Origin of the sequence: Peptostreptococcus anaerobius VPI 4330 = DSM 2949, assembly GCF_000381525.1 — a bacterium.
GTDB classification, from domain to species: domain Bacteria; phylum Bacillota; class Clostridia; order Peptostreptococcales; family Peptostreptococcaceae; genus Peptostreptococcus; species Peptostreptococcus anaerobius.
Genome location: NZ_KB906641.1, coordinates 1 through 18,335, shown reverse-complemented (window position 1 = coordinate 18,335; position 18,335 = coordinate 1). Strand labels below are relative to the sequence as shown.

Annotated in this window: 15 protein-coding genes; 14 read left to right on the top strand and 1 reads right to left on the bottom strand. The window is 30.9% G+C overall.

Annotated features, from left to right (window positions below):
- Positions 1–25 precede the first annotated feature (25 nt).
- From F823_RS11200 to F823_RS10630, 14 genes are all read left to right on the top strand, one after another.
- Positions 26–5,692, top strand: a complete 5,667-nt coding sequence (locus tag F823_RS11200; RefSeq protein WP_019595650.1) for a coiled-coil domain-containing protein — start codon at positions 26–28, stop codon at positions 5,690–5,692.
- A 31-nt stretch (positions 5,693–5,723) separates the two neighbouring features.
- Complete coding sequence (locus F823_RS10785) at positions 5,724–7,766, top strand: hypothetical protein (protein WP_019595649.1); 2,043 nt, start codon at positions 5,724–5,726, stop codon at positions 7,764–7,766.
- An 11-nt stretch (positions 7,767–7,777) separates the two neighbouring features.
- Complete coding sequence (locus tag F823_RS0108975; protein ID WP_019595648.1) at positions 7,778–9,607, top strand: gp58-like family protein; 1,830 nt, start codon at positions 7,778–7,780, stop codon at positions 9,605–9,607.
- Positions 9,608–9,617: 10 nt separating this feature from the next.
- On the top strand, positions 9,618–9,797 hold the full coding sequence (locus F823_RS0108970) for a hypothetical protein (protein WP_019595647.1): 180 nt from the start codon (positions 9,618–9,620) through the stop codon (positions 9,795–9,797).
- Positions 9,798–9,814: 17 nt separating this feature from the next.
- The gene (locus F823_RS10780) at positions 9,815–10,561 is read left to right on the top strand and encodes a hypothetical protein (RefSeq protein ID WP_019595646.1); all 747 of its coding nucleotides are present in this window, start codon (positions 9,815–9,817) and stop codon (positions 10,559–10,561) included.
- Positions 10,562–10,585: 24 nt separating this feature from the next.
- Positions 10,586–11,521 carry a hypothetical protein gene (locus tag F823_RS0108960; RefSeq protein WP_019595645.1) on the top strand — a complete coding sequence of 312 codons (936 nt, stop codon included), beginning with the start codon at positions 10,586–10,588 and terminating at the stop codon, positions 11,519–11,521.
- A gap of 11 nt (positions 11,522–11,532) precedes the next feature.
- Positions 11,533–11,715, top strand: a complete 183-nt coding sequence (locus F823_RS0108955; protein WP_019595644.1) for a hypothetical protein — start codon at positions 11,533–11,535, stop codon at positions 11,713–11,715.
- Positions 11,716–11,718: 3 nt separating this feature from the next.
- Positions 11,719–12,831, top strand: a complete 1,113-nt coding sequence (locus tag F823_RS0108950) for a hypothetical protein (RefSeq protein WP_019595643.1) — start codon at positions 11,719–11,721, stop codon at positions 12,829–12,831.
- Positions 12,832–12,847: 16 nt separating this feature from the next.
- Complete coding sequence (locus tag F823_RS0108945) at positions 12,848–13,240, top strand: phage holin family protein (protein WP_172461539.1); 393 nt, start codon at positions 12,848–12,850, stop codon at positions 13,238–13,240.
- Between the two features lie 82 nt (positions 13,241–13,322).
- Entirely contained in the window at positions 13,323–14,087 is a 765-nt protein-coding gene (locus tag F823_RS10775) for a glycoside hydrolase family 73 protein (RefSeq protein WP_019595641.1), read from the top strand.
- 7 nt (positions 14,088–14,094) lie between these two features.
- Entirely contained in the window at positions 14,095–14,235 is a 141-nt protein-coding gene (locus tag F823_RS11195) for a hypothetical protein (protein ID WP_019595640.1), read from the top strand.
- A complete protein-coding gene (locus F823_RS10770) occupies positions 14,235–15,299 on the top strand; it encodes an N-acetylmuramoyl-L-alanine amidase (protein WP_019595639.1) in 1,065 nt (354 codons plus the stop codon). Before F823_RS11195 ends, F823_RS10770 begins: the two co-directional genes overlap by 1 nt.
- A gap of 31 nt (positions 15,300–15,330) precedes the next feature.
- On the top strand, positions 15,331–16,329 hold the full coding sequence (locus F823_RS0108925; RefSeq protein WP_019595638.1) for a tyrosine-type recombinase/integrase: 999 nt from the start codon (positions 15,331–15,333) through the stop codon (positions 16,327–16,329).
- A gap of 11 nt (positions 16,330–16,340) precedes the next feature.
- Positions 16,341–17,282: a S8 family peptidase gene (locus F823_RS10630; protein ID WP_019595637.1), complete on the top strand. Its 942-nt coding sequence runs from the start codon at positions 16,341–16,343 to the stop codon at positions 17,280–17,282.
- 61 nt (positions 17,283–17,343) lie between these two features.
- On the opposite strand, the gene F823_RS0108915 is transcribed toward F823_RS10630, so the two are convergent.
- Positions 17,344–18,335 (bottom strand): tyrosine-type recombinase/integrase (locus F823_RS0108915; protein ID WP_019595636.1); only part of this gene is annotated, 992 nt, incomplete at its 5' end.

Sequence of the window (18,335 nt, the reverse complement as noted above, 5' to 3'; positions counted from 1 at the left end):
AAAAAACCAACCCATTTGGGAAAGGATGTCCAATTATACAAAAGATAAAAAGAAAATATCTTCTAGCACAAAAAAAGATACTACTAAAAAAAGGGAAACAACAGAGAAAAAAAATAAATTAGATTTTGATAATGCTTCTATTATTGATTTATCTAGTAAAAAACATGGTAAGTTAAATGAGAAACTTAAAGAGGGACAGATTGAACAAAAGAAGTATTCTAGTTCTGTTGAGGAAGGTACAAGAAGTCATAAAAAAGCACATGGCATTATGCTTGATGTTGAGAAAAGCACAGGTAATGCAAGTAAAAATTTAGAGAAAAATAGTAGTAAAATCAAAACAACTGGTTTGGCTTTTAAAGAATTAGGGAAATCCTTTATGGGGGCTATTGGTACTACCCTGTTATCTAGTGCTGCTGTAGGTGCTACTACCCTAGTTTTAAGTAAGAGCATTGAATACGGTGCTAAATTATGGGATAATTTTGCTCATGGCGTAGAGAATGCAAAAAATAAGGCATTAGAACACAGAGATGGATTACTACAGCAGAGCAAGTCTATATCTGAGAACACTGCCTTTGTAAAACAAAATGCAAAAGAAATAGATACGATAGCACAGAAACAAAGACAATATTCAAAAATGGATACTAAAAGCATGACTGATGACCAAATTGCTGATATGAATAGAGTTAATCAGATGGCTCAAAAACTAGCAGAAATATTCCCTAATTTAGTATCTGGATATGATAAAAACGGCAATCCTCTATTGTCTTTAACAACTAGTGCTGATAAACTAGGAAAAAGATTAGAAATAGCAAAGAAAAGACAAGATGAGTTACTAAGAGCCAATAACAGAACTATACAAGCTAAAAATGCCACTCTTATGACACAAGGTGAAAAAGTAGGTGTTCAAGGTGGTGTTTTAAAACAGATAAAGGATTTAAGTAAAGGACTTGAATATAGGTCAATCATAGATTCTAGAACCGGCAAATCAAAAAATTATAATTCTAAATTATCTGAAATTTTTGGTGAGCATTTCAAGAGTGCTAAAAGCTTCGCTGAAGGAAAAAGAAAGTTCAATCAAGCATATCAATCATATGAAGATAGCGTAAATGACAAATTTCAAAAGTGGCAAGGACTTGTATCTAAGTTCGACTCAGCTAATGCACAGGCTACATCAACTGCCCTAACTGAATTAGCTAATAAAAGAGGGTTTAGTAAGTTAAAAGACCAAAATAAAGAAGCAATATCTGAATTAGGTTCTATGATGCAATGGGGCTTATCTAAAAATTTAAATGGTGATATCAATGATTTAATAAGAGTTGGGAACAAGTTAAGTCCTGATAAAATAAGCGCTTTTAGTAGAGAACTTCAAAAGCTTAATGACGTATACAAACTTGATAAAGACTATAAATCTTATTCTAAGGGTATTGATGAGATAGCTAATAAACTCTCTAAAGCTAGTGGTGGCTCAGCAAAAGCATGGGCAGATAAATTAAGAGATGTTAATAGAGGCTATCAGTCTTTAGAAGAAAAAAGAGAAATAGATTTTATGCGTAAGCATGGTGCTAAACCATCTGATATTGAATATGGAACGGATTCTCAACGTGTTTATGCTGATAAAATACAGCAAAGATATAGAGGTATTAAAGAATCTATTGATGGCATAATGAAGGCACAATCAAGAGGAGATGTTCTATCTAATTGGGAACAGATGGCAAATAATGAGGCTCTACCTAATAATATAAAAAATATAGCTAAGGGTCTTTATGAAAACCAAAATGCTGGACAAGCTGCACAAAGTGGTATGTTTAAATATCTTAATTCATTGGAGAACTTTGATTTTTCTAGTGCCAATGCACAGAAAAACCTTAAAAATTTTGAAGATGGTTTAAGAAGTCTTAAAAAAGGTGGGGAAGATATTACTCTACCTACTGGAGAAATAATGTCTAATGCTGAGGCTTGGGCATTATGGGGTGATAAAACAAAATCAGCAGCTAAATCAATTGAAGATTTTAAAAATATAGACAAATTACAAGCACATCTTGAAAATGTGGATAACTTCTATAAAGATAAAAAAATAGAAATTCCAATAGAGGTTAAAATGAAACTTGCTGATTCTGATTTAACAGATAGACAGCTTAATGAGATGGAAAATCAAATTAAGGAAATGAAGTTAAATGGTGAACAAAGCAATGATTTTAGAAAAACGTCAGCAGATTATTGGAAGATATCTAAAGATAAAAATGATTTTTGGGAAAAATATTCTAAATCATCTTCAGGCTTGAGGGATGCTCTCGAAAATGGTTCTGATGAAATTGTTTCAAGGATGTCGAAAATCAATCCTGTAGCCAAAGAGATATCCGATAATTTCAGCAAACTTAGTGATAATGCAAAAAGCTTTGCGAACAGTATTCAAAGTAATACTGATTGGGATGCTTGGATGCGTAAATTTGGCTCATTAAATTCCGGATTGCAAGGTGTTATAAATAAACACCCTCTTGATATAGAAGGTATGAGTACAGCTGAAAAACTTTACAATACAGGTAAAGACTTAGGCATGGATAGTAATAAGATTACCAAAACTATAGATTTCATCTTAAATCAAGAAGGGGTTTCTGGTTTAAAAGAAATAGAAGGTATGATTAATAGTATTCCCGATAATACTACTAAAAGTCTTGTGTTTAATGCTGTTGGTGGTGAACATGGTGCTGAGGTAATAAACACACTAAATATGTTAAATGCCTCTATTCCAGATGAAACCACTAAGAATATTATAATAAATGCGATAGCTAATACAGATGCTTTTAAAAATGGACAAATACAAACTATACAAGACTTAGTTAATGCTTTACCCCCAGAAATAAGAAGTGTCATATCAGTAGATTATGACAATGGGAAGATAACACTTGCAAAAGAGGATATTGATTCTTTACCCGATAAAAAGGTAAATGTTAATGTTTCAGCTAACACAAATAAAGCAAAAAATGATGTCAACAAACTGGGTGACGGCAAGCCTATTAAAAAAGATGTACAAGCAAATACTGATGGAGCAAAATCAAAGATTGATGGTTTATCTGCTGGTTCTCCTATAGAAATCCCTATGCACCTCAAACCAATAAATAATCCTATGAGTACTTTTTTTAATACTAGTTTGCCTAGTATGGATATCGGTGCAAAATTCAAGTTTAATACACCTAAACTGCCAGAACTTCCAAAAATGAAAAATGTAAAAATTGATATAAAAGCATCTTTAGGAAATGCGTTATCCGTCATACAGAGGGTTAAAGGTGCTATTCAAGGTATTCCTCCATCTAAAAATACAAACCTTAAAGGTAACGATGGTATATCTGCTATAGCAAGGTTAGCAGCTAGTGCTGTAAGAAGTATACCTGGTAGTAAAAATGTTACGTTAAGAGCGTTAGACTATGCAAGCGGTGTTATCAGAAGTGCATTAGCTACTTTAAATTCGTTTGGTGGGGCAAGGACTGCTTCTGTTTCGGTTGTAAAAAATGTTATGGTTAAAACTATATCATCTATGCTTAGTGGCTTAAAACCAAAAAAAGGGAATCGTATTAGTGGTACATATTTGGATTGGAACTCTAAATATAATAGGTCTTCAAATAATATTCTTGGTTTATCTTTACCTGCACCTAGAAATACACAATTAAATCCTCTTATGACATCTACTCCAGCTGTAGCTGGAACTACAAGTGTTGGTGGAGTGGTAAGTTCTGTTTCATCTTTCGCTTCCCCAATGGCAGCAGGTAGTTCACCAAAGAAGAAAATTATAGCTGATTACATAGGGGACGCAGAATCATTTAAGATTAGAGAATTAGAGGGTTATGCCTATAGAGGTATTTCTACTATTCACAAACTTACATTTTCAGTCAAAGAGCTAAATGATGCTTTTAAAGAAAATGCTGATATTCTATATTCTTTTGATAGAGCATTAACAAGAGTAGACCAAGCTGTAAAAAAGATAGATTTACATTTATCAAGAGCAAGAGGGGCAACAAAAGAAGCATTCTTAAAACTTCAAAGCGACCAGTTAAGAGAAGGTATAAGACGTGCTGAAGCAAAAGAAAAAGCACTTATTCAAGAAAGGGGTAATTTAAGAAATACTCTAAGAAAAGATAAAGTCTCTTTCGCTCATGATGGTACTATTCAAAATAAACTTCAAAAAGAATTAGAATGGAAGAAAAAAATTGAAGGAATAAATAAAAAGTTAGAAAAATCTAAAGATAAGAATAAAAAGAAACTTGAAGATGAAAAAAAAGCATATGAAGATAAAATAAGAATGATAGAAAGATACACTAAAAATAGTGATGAATTATCTGATATAGATTATAAAAAGTCTGAATATAAGTATAAAATAGAAAACAATAATGATGAGAGGCATAAACTTAGAATAGAGGCATGGAACGAAAATTTTGATGCTGTTTCAAAATTAATGGATAATAGAATAAAAGGTATAAATGATAAATTAAACTTATTGGGAATAAGGCTAAAATATGCATTTAACACTGATAGATTATCCATTCTCAAACAAGAAGTTGCTGAATATGAAAATATGAAAAATGCCCTTGAGTCTAATATATCTACATTAAAAAATCTTCAAGGTAATCTTCAGTCTAAATTAAAAGATTATGGATTTACTTTTAGTTCTGATGGTGAAATAACAAACTACCAAGAAAGAATAAATCAGCTTAAAGACCAATCAACTCTATATAATGAAATCAAAGGACTTGCAAACAATTATTTTGATATAATCAAAAATAAGTTGCCAAACGCAACAAAAGAATGGGAAGAGCATAACTCAAAAATCAAAGATGCTAATAAGCAGTTACTAGAGGACACTAAAAATATAGAGGATAAGATAATATCTATGTTGAAAAAATCTACAGAAGATAGAATAAAAGATATTGAAAAAGAGGTTGATGCAAGAAAGAAACTTATAGACAAGAGAAAAGAAGAATATACTCTTGCTAGAAAAGAAGCTGATTATCAAGATGATATTGCTGAAAAGATGAAAGAACTTGAAAAACTAAGAAAGAAACTTAATATATATTCAAGAGATACATCTCAAAGTGGTCAGAAAAAGTTCCAAAAATTACAGGAAGAATACGATAGAAAGCAAAAAGATTTTAATAAGACAGTTGAAAGACATACAGATGATATAGTTCTTAAGGGTTATGATGATGAATCAAAAAGGCTTGATGATAGAGTTAAACAGCAAAAAGATGAAGATGAAAAATCTACTAATGAGAACGATTTAAGAAGAAAAGCCTTAGAAGCAATAGCAAGAGGTACTATAGAGGTTAATGGGAATATAATTGACCTTAAGAAAGCACTTATAGATTACATGAATAAACACGAGGGTGGTTTGGGTGTTATGGGTGCTTTTGAAAAAGCTGAAATGTTAGCAAAATTAGCTAGTGCCAAAAATGTTTCAGTTAACTATTCTAATATATTAAGTGCCATAGGTATACCTACTGACTTAAATACAGGATTTATACAAAATGAAAAATTTAGAGAATTGGCAAAAAGCAAAGACAAAAATAACATTACTCAGAATATCGGTTCTCTTGTAACTATAAACGGGAATCTAAGTGAAGCATATCTTAGTGAAATGTTAAAGATTGTTCAAGAAGAAATAAGGAAGAATAATAAAAATATAGTAGGTAATGTTGGGTAGGTATTCCCTACCTAACATTATTATTTAGGTGGTGAGAAAAATAATAGATAGAAAAATACATCTAGATTCAAAAAATACTGAGTATGAATTGATATTAAAAACTATAAGTGGTAAACCCTTAGGACAAATACCACAAAATGCTATTACGGAAATTTCTAAAAAGATAAATTCATCACACACAATAAGTTTAAAAGTTCCTAAGTATTATATGGATTTATTAGACTTTAGCCAAAAAACATACCCTCTTTATTCTGCTTTAAAGAATGAAAGACAACTTGAATTAAACGGTAAGGATATATTTATAATCAAGAGTGTTGAAATAACAAATGATGATTATATAGAAGTAAAGGCAAAATCAAAAGAAATTAGACTTAAAGAGATAGATATTTCGCTTGAGGATACATCTTATACCTTAATTGATAAGATAGATGATAAAGATAATATAGTTCTTTCTGACTACCTATATTCTGAAACTGGATGGAAAATACAGGCTACCGATTTTATAAGATATGAATTCCCTGTAGAACCTTATATAAATAAATATAAAAAAATCTTAATCAGTATGAAAAATATTAAAGACATACAAGATAAAAACAAGACTTCTCTTGATGAAATAATGAAAAGAAAAGAACTTATAGAAAAAGATAAAAAAGAGCTGTCTGAGGCTATAGGTAAGGATATAGAAAAGAAAGCAAAACAACTTAGAGAAGATGGGTTTGAATTAATTAAAGAAAGAATAGCTGAAAAGAAAAAAGAGATTGAGGGGCTAATAAAAAAAATAGAAGAATCAAACTCCCCTAGTTTTGATATAGATAAGGCTTTAGAGGAATTAAAAGGTACACCAAAAATTAGACATATAGAAAGTGTCAACAAAAAATGGTTAGATTTTCTTGAAAAAGATGTATGTTCTTCTTTTGATTGCTGTATAGATTATGACACTATAAATAAAATTGTAATTTTATATGATGAGATTGAACTAGAAAACCACATAGGATTGTATTTATCTAAGGATAATTATATCAAATCTCTTGAAAAAGAATACAATACGGATAAATTGGTTACTAGAATGGTAATTGAAGGCAACGAAAATATGGATATAATTAGTGCTACTTGTACTGGTGAAAAATATATAGAAAATTTTTCTTATTTTATGGAAATAAATGAGATGAGTTTAGATTTAAAGAACGCTCTAACTAAATATTATAAAATGGTAGAAAAAAGAGAACCTACATGGAAACTATATGCAGATGAAATTGTTAATCGTGAAAATCAGAAAAATATACTGGGTAAAGATTTTATTCATGCAGAAAAAACGTTGTATATGCTAAATGATAAATTGGAAATATATAACGTACCCCCAAAAGAGGATAAGGAACTTATCGGAAAACTAGCAAAAGAGATAACAAAACAGAGAGATGAAAGAGATAGAATAAAAAGTGCTATCGAAAAACTTGAAGAAGATATAAGAAATCTGACCAAATCAAGAGATAATATCGTAGAATTATGTAAAAAACCAACAGCTACAGATGATGATGGAAAACTCATATTCACTACTGCCCTACTTGATGAATTAAAGGAATATATCTATACAGAAACATATAAAAATGATTCTTTTTTAACTGAGTATGTCGAAGATTTAATTGTATTATCAAAAAAGAAGTTATTAGACAAAAGTTACCCTACAAGAAAATGGAATATTGATGTTGCAAATTTTTTAGATAGAATAAAAACACCGTATGGGGTAAGTTGGAACGGTGATTTATCTCTTGGTGATTTAGTTGTTTTATATGATAGAGAAACAGACAGTGAGGAATTTACATTTTTAAATGAATATAAACACATGGTTAGAGATAATAAATTAAAGATAACATTATCCAATAAAAAAACAGAAAAAGAAGATGGATTAACTATATCAGATTACTTAACCAATGCCAAGAATGCCCTAAGAGATATTGATTCAAACAGATATTTAAATGTACTATTAAAATATAACAGAATGAATGTTCCAAAGGAATTTATATCTAAATATAATTTACCAAAAAAGAAAAGACCCGATGGAACTGTAATTAACTAAGGAGGTAATTAATGATACAAGATAACTCCCCTGCTCTAGGTTGGTTAAGAATAACAAACGCTGTTGTTACCTATAGAAATAAGCTATACTTTATTCCAGATGATTGCACAGTCAAAAAATATATCTATTGGGATGCTGAAAGACCTGATAGATTTTTTTATACAAATCAAATACTCGAAGAAACAGCAGAAAAGTTTTTAGTTTTGATTAATGATGACGGACAAGGAACAATATGCCATTCAAAAAAAGATTATTTTCAAATTAAATTTGACTCAGAATCTAACTCAACTATAGAACAAAAAATACATGGACTTTATAATGAATTTAAAGACGAAAACGGTAAAATAACTAAAGAATTTTCAAATATATTACAACAAAATCATCAGATAACACAAACTGTTGGGAAGATAGAGGAAACACAAGGGAAATTATCTGAAAAGACATCTCAGATACATCAGATGTCAGAAACTATCAGATTATCTGTAGAAAATACAAAAAAAGAATTTAAAGAAACAGAATTTTCTAAAAAACTAGTCGCTACATATGCAAGTGTTACGTCTAATTATGGTATGTTAGGTAATATCTTAAAGGGGGCATTAGCAGATGACAAATTAAATGAATCTGAAATTCAAAATATAAATAAAGTTAAAAAAATATGCGATGATTCTTATGAGTTATTATCGAATCTATGGGACACTCTTCCTGATAATTCAGAAATATTTGGTAAATCCATAAATGAAATTTCAAACATTGTTTATACATATAAGAATGAAGTCTACCCTATTAAAAGAGGTTTAGATGGTATTTTACAAGATATTCTAAGAAAAAAAACAAGTACATCTGTAGACTATGTTAATATTCTAATGAGATGTGGTGGTATAGTTACAAAAACAAATCTACAAAGAAAAGCACTCCTAGGTATGCTTTCTAATGCAAACGGTGGGAAAACTGTAGACATATTAGGTCAATTAATAATAGATAGTCAAGCTAGTGGCTTTCATTTTGAACAAAGAATAAATGACATCATTACTAAGATTTCAGATTTTAAAGTATCCCAAGATGAGATTAGTGGAAGGATAGAAAACATTCAAGGTAACTATAGTAAAATTAGTCAAACCGTTGATAATATCACTAACGAGGTATTCGATAAAAAGAATGGTAATGGTTCTGTAATAAAACAATTAAAAAACCAGATTAGTCAAACTGTAACTAAAAATGGACTAAAATCCTTTATAGAACAAAATCCAGATTCTATAAAGATAGCTTTTAATAAAATAGATTCTAGTTCAGCAGAATTTACAGAAAAAGGTCTTGAGATAAAAAAAGGTTATGTTTCAACAGATATGTTAATCCCTCCTACCAATGGTAGCAATGCAATCATACATCTTTATGACACGAGGGATAATAAGTATGAGAGTAAAGGTGGAAAACCATCTATAGACGCTACTGAAGCCTATAACACTGGAACTGGTCTTGCTATTAGATTAAAGTGGAATGATGGTAATTACTATAAGATTGGTAGTAATAGAGCTGCTATAACACTAAATGGTTCTGAACAATTTACTCTTGAAAAAATAGATTATCAATATACTGCAAAAATAGGTGATAACAGGGTTCATGACAGAAGGTCAATATTCTTAAAAAATGAGGGAGGACAATATGGTTCAGGTTATTCTCTTATAGTTCCTGATTGGGATGGTAATATGTATAAGATTAGATTTGGTGTTAATAACAGAAAGCCTAAAATTAATATAGAAAGATTGCCACATGGTATGTATTGGTATACTGGAGAAGATGAATATACAGGTGGAGATAAAATGTTTGATGATTGGTTGATATAAGGAGAAAACAATGGATTTAAATAAAGATATATATCTACAGGTAGTTTTAGAAAAATTAAAAAGAATAGATGATGAAAATTTGCTATTAAATGCTCTTTTGATTCAAAAAGAAAATAGAATTAAAGAACTTGAAGCAGATTTAGAATCCTATAATATTATGGAAAAAGATAGCGACAATAAAACAAAATAAATTAAAAGAGGTAATCAATGATAGAATTTTTACATACATTTATATTTGATGCTAAAAAAGACCCAGATGTGTGTTTTCAAACAATAGTAGATGGTGAAATCTCAAAAGATATTCCCACTATCCACGCTGGGGAAACTGCTAGAGGAATAAGAGTTATATTGTCTAACTTTAAGTATGACGAAAACATACAATGTTATGCTTATTTCAAGGTTACTGGCAATGACAAAATATTAAGAGTGCCCCCTCATAATAGGATTAAAAATACTTTTGACTTCTACTTCCCTACTATGAGCGAGGGAAAATATGAGTGTGAAATAGTGGTATCTCAAGACAAGGCAGTCATATCTTCTGGAGTATTCCAAGGGAGATGTACGAGGGCTATTCGTTCAGTTTTTTTTAGCGAAATAACTCTTGTTGACAATGCTGAAACAATCATAAATACATATGATAAGTATTCAAAATTATTAAAGGATGAGATAGATAAGTTAAAAAACCTTAACATGGAAACTTTAAATGAAGACATACATAATATTAAGACGCAGTTTGAAGAATTAAAAAAACACCCTGGAGGTAAGACTTATATTTATACTCAAGATGTAGCATCAGATATGTGGGAAATAACTCATAATCTTAATAAACATCCATCTATAACAATAGTGGATACTGGGAACAACATAGTTCATGGGGACTGTGAATACATAGATAAAAATAAATTAGTGATTAAATTTAGCTTTCCTTTTTCTGGGAAGGCTTTTTTAAATTAATAAAATTAACAAAGGAGATATTAAATGAAATTATTAAACAATTTAGATTTGACAAAGAATCAATTACTTAATGCTGTCTTACAAACATTGGCACAAGCTCCGACAGACCCAATATCAGGACAGGTTTACTACAACTCTGCTGATAAAAGGGTTTATGTTTGGACAGGGGCAGTTTGGTTAGCAATGGATGCCAAAGACGCATCCCCTACTGCTGTCAGTATAGTTAATGCCATTAATGATGGTACAGCTATGATAGAGATTAGTAAAATTAAGGACTTAGTAACTAAGCTTAGTGCTGCTAATATAGTAGCCACTATTAATGATGGTACTGAGAATATCAATGCTGAAAGAATCAATGGACTAGCTAATGCTCTTGATGGTGCTAATATCGTATCCAAGATTAATGATGGTACTTCTAAAATCGACATCAACAAGATAGATGGTTTAGAAGAAAAGCTTACACCAGATAAGATAGTTGATAGTGTGATAGCTAGTGATAAGACTATACCTACAAATAAGATTACAGGATTAGACATTGCCTTAGCTGGTAAAGTTACAGACCAAGAAGCACAGAATAAGGCAAATACAGCTCTACAACAGGCTAAAGAATTTACTACTGCTGAAATCAATAAGTTAATCAATGGTGCTGGTGAAGCTTATGATACTCTTAAAGAATTAGGAGATTTAATACAGTCTAATAAGGGTGTAGCAGAAGCTCTAACTACTCAAATAGGAAAGAAAACAGATAAGTTTGTTAAGGTCATTGGTGATGGTGCTAGCAAAGAATTTACTGTTAATCACAAACTAAACACTCAAGATGTTATCGTAGCAGTCAGAGAAAATACTGCTCCATTTGATGTGGTTCTTGTTGGAACAGAATATATAGATGAGAATAATGTAAAGATTAACTTTGCAAAAGCACCAGAACAGGACAAGTATAAGGTAATTGTTATTGGATAAGAGGTGAATGGATGAAGTTATTAGGATTAATAGAGAAGGATTTAGATGTAGTATCTAAAGAGTATGTAGATGAAAAATTTTCCAATCATCAAACGCACCTAGAAGAGTTAGACAAAAAGATAGGTTCTAATAATGCTGAGTTTGAAAAGTTAAATGGAGAATTTAAGCAACTAATAACTAAAGCAAGGGGGTAGAATATGCCTAAGAATTATGATGAAAATTTAGCAGAATACAAGCAGCTTAAAGAAGAAGCAAGCGAAGTAATAGACCAGCTAATTAGTAGCAAGGATTCTGCAATAAAAGAAAAGATAAAGTATCTTAGTGCCTTGACTTATATACTAAATGACGTAGATTCTATAGGGAAGACTGTGGAGAAATTCAAATCAAAGAATACTAAGTTTGCTACCTACTTTATTAAAGAACTTTATCAACGTAGAATATATCCTAGGATCGAAGAAAAGTTAGAAATTCTCAATTCTGATACGGCTGAAGTTGAAGAAAAGGCTAAGGCAAAATATGATATTATTTATTTAATAGTATCAGGACTTCTAGAAGGCATATCAGATATCGGTATAGGTATTGCACAGATAGGAATTGACGCTTCAACTGGTGAACTTACTATGAATGGAGTATCAACTGGCAAGTTTGTAACTGTAGATGCTAGCAATAAGAAACCTTTTGGCATGTCTAACTCCTCATCTTATAAAGTTCCACAAGCTTTTGACCCCAACAAATTAACTAAGATAGACCCTAATGATGGGCAGTTGTATTATGATGGCTCATGGGTTTCAAATAAGTATGTAAATATCAATGGAACAAATATATCTCTTGGGTCAAGCAAATCTATTAACTTCCCTCAAGGCTTCGATAAAGATAAGTTGACTAAAATTGATTCAAATGATGGACAGCTTTACTATGAAGGTGTAGGTTGGTTATCTGGAAAGTACATAAATGTAGAGGGTACAACTTTAAGTATGGGAACATCCAAAAAATTAAATTGGGGTGAAAGTATTGATTATAGCAAGATAGATAGAATAGATAATGATGGTGAACTAAGATATAACGGAAAAAGAACATATAGATATGTAAACATTGACGGCAAAGAGCTGTCAATAAGTGGTAGCTCAAGAATAAACTGGCCTTCAAGTGGTGGTGGATATGTATCAGACCATCATAGGTTTAATGTAGCCTGGGGTGGAGATGGGTTGTACTTCCAGTCACGAAACTTAGGTAAAAGAACCGTCACTTTTGATGTAAGTGCTTATGGCTACGGTGGTGGTGATTTGAACTTCAACGTAACTTATGATTAGGGAAAGGAAGATGAAGATGGTAATATTTGATTTTTTAAAAGGTTATGCAACTACACAAGAGGGAAAGATACTAGTTATTCTGGCATTAATAGCAATAGCTATGATAGTGGATTTTATCACAGGGACGATAGCAGCTTATGTAAACCCTAAGATAGAGTTTAAATCAAAGGCAGGTATTAATGGTATACTCAGGAAAATAGCCAGTATGCTTTTACTCTTGGTATTCTTGCCTGTAAGTGTATTAATACCTGGATACATAGGAATAGGGTTGGTATATACGCTGTATATAGGTTATCTTTTTATGGAGATAAAGTCCATAATTGAAAATATAGGTAAAAATGGAACAGATACAACACTTTTTACTGATATATTTAATAAATTTTCAGAATTAACAAAGATTAAACGCTAAATAAAATAAAGTTTACCAGGTAAAATTTTAATAAATAAGGTGGTCTATATGACCACCTTTATTATATGAAAGGGATGATATCATGGAGACAAAGCAGGATGTTTTTATATCCAAAGTAAAAGATGGTGCTATAGCAGGCTGGCACGAGGGCAGGATACTTCCAAGCGTAACCATTGCACAGGCGTGTTTAGAGAGTGGTTGGGGGACAAGCGAACTAGCAAAGAATGCTTGTAACCTATTTGGTATCAAGGCTAAAGAGGATTGGAAGGGTGAAAGCTATACGGTGCGTACAGCAGAGTATGATAAGAATAACAAAAAATTCTATATTGATGCAGCTTTCAGAAAATATAGGAACTGGCAATGCTCTTTAGTAGACCATGCTAGATTTTTTCATACTCCAGCTTGGAGAGAGAGAAACTATAAAAATGTGATTGGTGAGGTTGACTATAGAAAAGCTTGTAAGGCTTTACAGAGTGCAGGATATGCGACAAGTCAAGACTACGCAAATATGCTTATAGAATTGATAGAAAAATATAAGCTATATGAGTATGACAAAGATATTAATAAATACTCCTCTACTCTACCCCACTCTACTGAAAAAGAAAACTATGACTTAGTAATATATTCTAATGAGATTGATGAAATACCAGCAAGGATGATTACTAAGAATTTATATATACCTAGTTTAAGTGTTGATTTATACAACACAGTTAAAGACAAATATAAAAGGGTTATTCATGTGGGCGGCTCTAACGCTCCAGATGGTGTAGCTAAGATTATTGCTGGAAAAGACAGAGATGAAACTATTGACCTAGTTCAACAATTTATAAAAGAAAATAGAAAGTAGGATTTATATGGAAGAAATTAAAGTGAACATATTTGATGAAGAACTCTATAAGAAAAACTTAGAAGAAAATGCCTTTAATGATGAAGGTGTTTACGGAGATTTATCAGAGGAAGATATTCAAAAATTAAAGGAAGAAGGATTGATATAATGAACGGTGTAATTTGTGGTGTATTAATAGAAGATTTGCCAGTGCCAAGTTGGAACAGAGGTAAAAAGATGACCTACAGAATGACTCCTAAAGCTGTAGTAGTACATAACACATGGAATACTGCCAAGGCAAAGGCAGAGGCTTCTTACATGGTGGGGAACTCAAATTGGACTAGCTTCCACTCTGTTGTAGATGAAACAAAGGTCATAGAATGTGTTCCATTTAATTATAACACATGGCATTGTGGCAACCAATATGGGAACACTAATTATATTGGTGTAGAGATAGCAAGGTCAAAAAGTGATAAAGAAACATTCTTAAAAGCAGAAGATAATGGGGCTAGATATATAGCTGGAATATTAAAGAAGTACGGTTGGGGTATTGATAAACTTTACTCTCATCAGCAAATGAGTGGCAAGTATTGCCCTCATAGAACTTTAGACTTAGGCTACAAAAGATTTAAAGATAAAGTGAGAAAATATCTAGGTGAAAATGTATCATCTAATCCATCAAATAATAACACCGACCAATCTGAATATATTGTTGTAAATGGGGGATATTCTGTAAAAACTAGTACTCCTAATGATACTCTAACTATAAGAGAATATCCTAATGTAGACTCTAAGAAATTAGGTACTTACAGAGATGGCTCTGTTATTTATGTAGAAAAGGTATATAAGTCTAGCTTAAATGGTGTTTGGTATAAGATACCTAGAGTTGGTTTTGTATCAGCTAAATATTGTGTAGAGATACCTTCTACTCCAAAAAATGAAGAACCTAAACCATCTGTTCCTATTGAAAAGGAAAATGTTAATCCTAAAACAGATTATCAACTAGTATTATATAACAACAATATTGATAAGATAGGTGCTGAATTAATAGAGGTAGAATTGGCTATTCCTAAAATGCACTTAGAGGACTACCTTAATGTTAAAGACAAATATCAAAAGACAATATTTGTTGGAGGTAGTGATAAAGCACCTAGTGAGTCATTGAAGCTTGCTGGTGTAAATAGAAAAGAGACCCTAGATAAGGTTAAAAAATTCATAGAAGAAAATAGGTAATATTTATTACTTTTAATATAAAGGAGGAAATATGGCTAGAAAAAATGTATATAATATTTTTCAAAAAGAAGAATATTCAGAAGATATAAATAAACATAATAAGAAGGTTATAGAAGAGTATAAACTTGAATTGAAAGCAGCGAATAAAGCAGATACTACTATATTGCAATATATAAATGATTTAAAAATCTTTGCTTTTTATGTGTATGAAAATTGTAATAATACAGAGTTCTATAACGTAACTAAAAAGCAGGTTAGAAATTTTATGCTAAAGATGCAAGATAAAGATGTTTCACCTGCTAGACTTAATAGAGTATTATCTACTCTAAGAACATTCTACAGTTTTGCAATAGATGATGAAGATTACGAGGATTTCTACATAAATAACCCTGTGGAAAAAATTAAAGGACTAAAGGTTCAAAAGGTTAGAGATATAGAATTTCTTACAAGAGAAGAAATAGATACATTATATGATTACTTAATGAAAGAACATTTATACCAAGATGCTCTACTCTTAGCACTATTAATTGATACAGCAGGAAGAAGAAACGAAATTTATCAAATTAACAAAAGTAGTATAAAGCCTGATGGTGTATTTACTAATTTTGTTGTTGGTAAAGGTGGCAAGAAATTTGAATTAATGTATAATGATTTAACCAGAAAAACATTTAAAGCGTACCTTAAACAAAGAGGTAGAGATAAAGAGGAATTTTTATGGTATAAAAAGGAAAGAAATGGTAAAGTTAAGGAAGTTCCTATTGGCACTATGTATTCATGGGTAAAAAGATGGAATAAATATTTAGAAAATATAACAGGAAAAGAATATTCATTTAACATTCATAGCTTTAGACATACAACGTTAGAATTGCTAAGCACTGGGAATCACTATATATGCGACAAAAACGATGGACAAAAATTTAATTTAGAAGTATTACAAGCTCTAGCAAATCATAATGATGTTTCAACAACAAGTTCTTATTTGAAAGAAAAGAAAAAAGATGTATTACTACAGGCTTTTATGCCTAAATAAAGGAGATTTCTATGCCAATAAAAAAACAATATTCAGAAGTTAATCATGGAGATTATTTTACAAAAGAGGAATTTGACGGTCTAACCTTGCCTACTCTACCCTCTTATATAGAAAACATGAACATTCCATATATGTGGGGAAATGGATTTAAAGGGAAGGGCATTATTGTATCTGTTATTGATACAGGTTGTGATATAGAAAATCCCTTGTTAAAAGACAGAATTATACATAAGTATAACCTTACAGATGAAGGAGAAAGAGATGATGTTACTGATTATATAGGACATGGGACTCACGTTGCTAGTCTTATAGCTGGTGAGACCTATAAAAATGGCAAGTTTACAGGTGTTGCTCCAGAAGCAAGCCTAATGATATATAAGGTTATAGATAAAAGTGGTATAGCTGACTATGATATTATAGCACAAGCAATATATGCCTCTTGCCAAAGAGGGGCAAATATAATAAATATCAGTTTGGGTGGTAATGCAGAAGCACCACAAATACATGAGGCTATAAAAATGGCAATGAGAATGCAAGTATCTGTTGTCGGTGTAAGTGGAAATAGTGGTGATGGAAGTGGTGAAACAACTGAATTATTATTCCCTGGTTGTTATGAAGAAGTAATTCAAGTTGGTTCTATGTCTAAAGATTTATCCATATCAACATTTTCTAATACAAATCAATTTGTTGATTGTGTCGCTGAAGGTGAAAATATAATAGGATGTTCTCTCAACGGAGGTTTTAGAGCATTAAGTGGAACTTCCCAATCAGCACCCTTAGTATCAGGAGCATTAGCTTTATTGATGGATTGGTCTAATAAAGAATATAAAAGGAGTCTTAGTGAGGTAGAAATATATTCCCTTTTAATAAAGAACACAAAAAGTATCCCTGATATACCAAGAAATTCTCAAGGTCATGGCTATATATATTTAGAACCTCATATTTCTAAATAACAAAGAAACACCCTAATTAAAGGGTGCTTCTTTGTGTGAGTTTATTGAAAAAAGTAATGATTTATAGCAGTATCTCATTCATAACATTCATGGCTTGAGATTTTGTTTCATCTAAAAGATGAACATAAACTCTATCAGTGCAATATTTTGATTTGTGATTTAACATCTGCCCTACGTCTTTTAAATCCATACCTTTATAAAAGAGTATTGATGCGTAAGAATGTCTTAAACCATGAAATGTTACATTATTTATACCTTTAGACTCCATATATCTTTTAAATTGATTTGATAATGTGGCTACAGGTATTGGTTTGAATCCTTTTCTGTAGAACAAAAGGTTATGTTTGTTTGTTCCTACCTTGGATAGCATTTCTTTATTCCATTTTATCTTGTACTTTTTTAATTCTTCTGATAGAAGTTTTGGCATTTTTACAACAAGGTCTTTTTTATTCTTAGTGAATTTTTGTATTATGTGTTCACCATCTTTTTTTGTAACTATCTGGCATATTCTTATTTCGTTATTTTCAAAGTCTATATTATCCCAGCTTAATGCTAAAACCTCTGACTCTCTTATACCTATACTAAGTGCTATTTTAATTTTTAAGTTCAATTCTTCATCTTCTGTATCTTTTAATATATCAGATATTTGACTTATACTCAAACAATTTGTTTCAGCACTTGTTTTAGACTGTTTCCCCCACACTATAAGACCATTTGTTATATCATTATTAATATAACCTCTATAAAGGGCATATTGAACACCCTTTTTGATTATAGTTTTTATCTGAGATACTAAACCACAACCATATTCTTTAGCCTTTTCATCTAGTAGGTCTTGTATATCTCCTGTTGTTATCATTGATATGTAGTTTCTACCTATATCATCTTTAACATGGTTCTTATATATATTTTTATAAGATAAAAATGTGTTAGAAGAAACTTTATTACCTCTCATTTCTTCTTTTTCAAAAGAGCTTTCTATACAATCATTGAGAGTTATATTTTTTTTATTTTTCTTCGATAAAATATCTTCGCCATTATTTATTTTTTTTT

What these genes read in the sequence shown, in the direction of transcription:
- F823_RS0108970 (WP_019595647.1), top strand. Translation starts at nt 9,618, where the DNA reads ATGGATTTAAATAAAGATATATATCTACAGGTAGTTTTAGAAAAATTA.
- F823_RS0108945 (WP_172461539.1), top strand. Translation starts at nt 12,848, where the DNA reads ATGGTAATATTTGATTTTTTAAAAGGTTATGCAACTACACAAGAGGGA.
- F823_RS10775 (WP_019595641.1), top strand. Translation starts at nt 13,323, where the DNA reads ATGGAGACAAAGCAGGATGTTTTTATATCCAAAGTAAAAGATGGTGCT.
- F823_RS11195 (WP_019595640.1), top strand. Translation starts at nt 14,095, where the DNA reads ATGGAAGAAATTAAAGTGAACATATTTGATGAAGAACTCTATAAGAAA.
- F823_RS0108925 (WP_019595638.1), top strand. Translation starts at nt 15,331, where the DNA reads ATGGCTAGAAAAAATGTATATAATATTTTTCAAAAAGAAGAATATTCA.
- F823_RS10770 (WP_019595639.1), top strand. Translation starts at nt 14,235, where the DNA reads ATGAACGGTGTAATTTGTGGTGTATTAATAGAAGATTTGCCAGTGCCA.
- F823_RS10780 (WP_019595646.1), top strand. Translation starts at nt 9,815, where the DNA reads ATGATAGAATTTTTACATACATTTATATTTGATGCTAAAAAAGACCCA.
- F823_RS0108955 (WP_019595644.1), top strand. Translation starts at nt 11,533, where the DNA reads ATGAAGTTATTAGGATTAATAGAGAAGGATTTAGATGTAGTATCTAAA.
- F823_RS10630 (WP_019595637.1), top strand. Translation starts at nt 16,341, where the DNA reads ATGCCAATAAAAAAACAATATTCAGAAGTTAATCATGGAGATTATTTT.
- F823_RS0108975 (WP_019595648.1), top strand. Translation starts at nt 7,778, where the DNA reads ATGATACAAGATAACTCCCCTGCTCTAGGTTGGTTAAGAATAACAAAC.
- F823_RS11200 (WP_019595650.1), top strand. Translation starts at nt 26, where the DNA reads ATGTCCAATTATACAAAAGATAAAAAGAAAATATCTTCTAGCACAAAA.
- F823_RS0108950 (WP_019595643.1), top strand. Translation starts at nt 11,719, where the DNA reads ATGCCTAAGAATTATGATGAAAATTTAGCAGAATACAAGCAGCTTAAA.
- F823_RS0108960 (WP_019595645.1), top strand. Translation starts at nt 10,586, where the DNA reads ATGAAATTATTAAACAATTTAGATTTGACAAAGAATCAATTACTTAAT.